The sequence below is a fragment of the Enterobacter cloacae complex sp. GF14B genome (assembly GCF_004136805.1).
Classification (GTDB): Bacteria; Pseudomonadota; Gammaproteobacteria; order Enterobacterales; family Enterobacteriaceae; genus Enterobacter; species Enterobacter hormaechei_C.
On record NZ_QFRV01000193.1, the window covers coordinates 1 to 2566 of the forward strand.

Sequence of the window (2566 nt, forward strand, 5' to 3'; positions counted from 1 at the left end):
CGCGCCGGGCAAGCGCAAACGCTGCGCCTGGAGGCACTCGAACAGGCCCCGGCAAGCCGCGGGCAGGTCACGCTGGAGAATGAAGAGAGCCACAACTTTGAATGGCTGATGGACGGCGATGCCCGTCTGGGGCCGGTGTGTGAAACCCTGGTCAATGGCCGCTATTTCTGGGTGCCGTTCTGCGCCATCGATGCGATCCGTTTTCAGGCTCCGGCCAGCGTGACCGATCTGGTGTGGCGTCATGCGCTGGTCCGCCTCACGGACGGCACCGAGCAGGTGTGTCAGATCCCGGCGCGTTATCCGTTTGCTGACGGCGCTTCCGATAGCGTTAGACTGGGGCGCACCACCGAGTGGCTCCCGCTGGACGATGACGGTGTCCTGTATGAAGGCATGGGGCAGAAAGCCTGGCTGAGCGAGCAAAGCGAAAGCCCGCTGCTTACCCTGAGGCTGGTGACATTTACCTCGGATGGTGCGGATGAGTAATACCGCTGGCGAAGGCGATCTGCTGCGCAGCGGCTGGCAGGCCCGCAGCAGGCAGGAGAAAGTGGGGGCGCGCGACAAAATGCAGCCCTCACTGCTGGATCGCCTGACGGATAACGATCCGGAAAAAAAACGCGAGTCCGCCAACAGCAATCTGATTACCCACGCCGCGCTGCGTCGTAACGTCCTGCGGGATTTACAGTGGTTGTTTAATACCATCAACCACGATGCCTCCAGCGATCTGAGCGGGTTGACGCAGGTGAGCCGTTCCGTCGTTAACTTCGGCGTCGCGCCGCTGGCGGGGAAAAGAATGTCTGATATCGAATGGCACGACATTCAGCGCAAGCTCACCGAAGCGATTATTAACTTTGAACCGCGGATCCTGCCCCAGGGGCTTCAGGTTCGCTGCGTGTCCGATACCTCCTCGTTAGATCTGCACAACGTTCTGTCTATCGAAATCAAAGGCCGCCTGTGGTGCGTGCCGTATCCGCTGGAGTTTCTCTTTCGCACCGACGTCGATCTGGAAAACGGCCATTTTGAACTGAAAGATGCGGGGTAATGATGGAAAGCAAACTGCTCGAATATTACAACCGTGAACTGGCCTATCTGCGCGAGATGGGCGCGGAGTTCGCCGAACGCTACCCGAAAGTGGCGGGGCGGCTCGGCATGCGCGGCATCGAAGTGGCGGACCCGTACATTGAGCGCCTGATGGAAGGTTTCGCCTTCCTGACCTCCCGCGTGCAGATGAAAATGGACGCCGAATTCCCGCGCTTTTCACAGCGTATGCTGGAGATGATTGCGCCAAATTATCTGGCGCCTACGCCGTCGATGGCGATCGCTGAAATTCAGCCCGACAGCAGCCGGGGCGACCTGAGCAAAGGCTTTATTGTGCCGCGCGGCACCATGATGGACAGCCTGGCGCTGAAAAAAACCGGCGTTACGTGCAGCTATACCACGGCGCATGAGGTCAACCTGCTGCCGTTAAAAATTGAGCGGATCGAGCTGGGCGGCGTTCCCGCCGATCTGCCGCTGGCCCAGCTCGGCCTGAGTCAGCGGGGGATCAGCAGCGCCTTACGGGTCCGCATTGCCTGCGATGGCCCGCAGCATCTCGGGCACCTGGATTTTGACCGCCTGGAGTTCTTCTTAAGCGGCCCGGACATCGAGGCGCTGAAGCTGCTGGAGCTGGTGATGGAGCACCACGCGGGCATCGTCTGCCAGACGGTCAGCAAGCAGCCCCAGCGCCAGCTGCTGTCGTCTGACGCCCTGCGTCAGGAAGGCTTTGATGCGGACCAGGCCCTGCTCCCGGACGATCTGCGTAACTTTGACGGCTATCGCCTGTTGCAGGAGTACTTCGCGTTCCCGGCGCGTTTTCGTTTCATCAGCCTGAGCGGGCTGGGCAAGTTGATCCAGCGCTGCGAAGACGAAAAAGCGTTTGATATCTTCATTCTGCTCGACAAGAGCGACGATCAGCTGGAGCGCGTGGTGGATGCCAGCCACCTGGCGCTGCACTGCACGCCGGTGATCAACCTGTTCCCGAAAGTGGCGGCCCGGCAGAAGCTGAGCGAAAGCCAGCATGAATACCACCTGGTGGTGGATAACATCCGCCCGCTGGATTATGAAATTTATGCCGTGAAAAAAATCTATGCCAGCGCGGATGGTCAGCGGGACGACCAGACGTTTCGTCCGTTCTGGAGTACCTGGAGCGGGGACGCGGGCAACTACGGCGCCTATTTTTCCCTGCGCCGTGAGCAGCGCGTTCTCTCCGAACACGCGCTGCGCTATGGCACCCGCACGGGCTATATCGGCTCGGAGGTCTTCGTCTCGCTGGTGGATGCGCAGCACGCGCCGTGGCAGGAAAACCTGCGCTATATCTCCGCCGAGGTGCTGTGCACCAGCCGTGACCTGCCGCTGATGCTCCAGCAGGAGCTTGGGCAGTTTATTATGGCCGACTCCATGCCGTGATAATATTTCGCTTTCGGAGTTTTGCGATCCGCCGCTTTCGACCGTTGCACAGCCGCGGTATGACATTGGCCGGGAAGCGATGCTGCTTTTGCTGGATCAGCTGCACGGTCAAACAGTTAGCAGT

At 60.0% G+C, this 2566-nt stretch carries 2 protein-coding genes and 2 pseudogenes; all 4 read left to right on the forward strand.

What is annotated here, in order from left to right; genetic code table 11:
- Nucleotides 1-483 (forward strand): type VI secretion system accessory protein TagJ (locus tag DD606_RS24555; protein ID WP_306768324.1); only part of this gene is annotated, 483 nt, incomplete at its 5' end.
- Nucleotides 476-1039: a type VI secretion system baseplate subunit TssE gene (gene tssE / locus DD606_RS24560; protein WP_003859970.1), complete on the forward strand. Its 564-nt coding sequence runs from the start codon at nt 476-478 to the stop codon at nt 1037-1039. The genes DD606_RS24555 and tssE, both read left to right, overlap by 8 nt.
- A 2-nt stretch (nt 1040-1041) precedes the next feature.
- Nucleotides 1042-2439, forward strand: a pseudogene (tssF, locus tag DD606_RS24565) (type VI secretion system baseplate subunit TssF); the annotation flags it as partial.
- 1 nt (nt 2440) lies between these two features.
- Nucleotides 2441-2566: pseudogene (locus DD606_RS24570) on the forward strand (substrate-binding domain-containing protein); the annotation flags it as partial.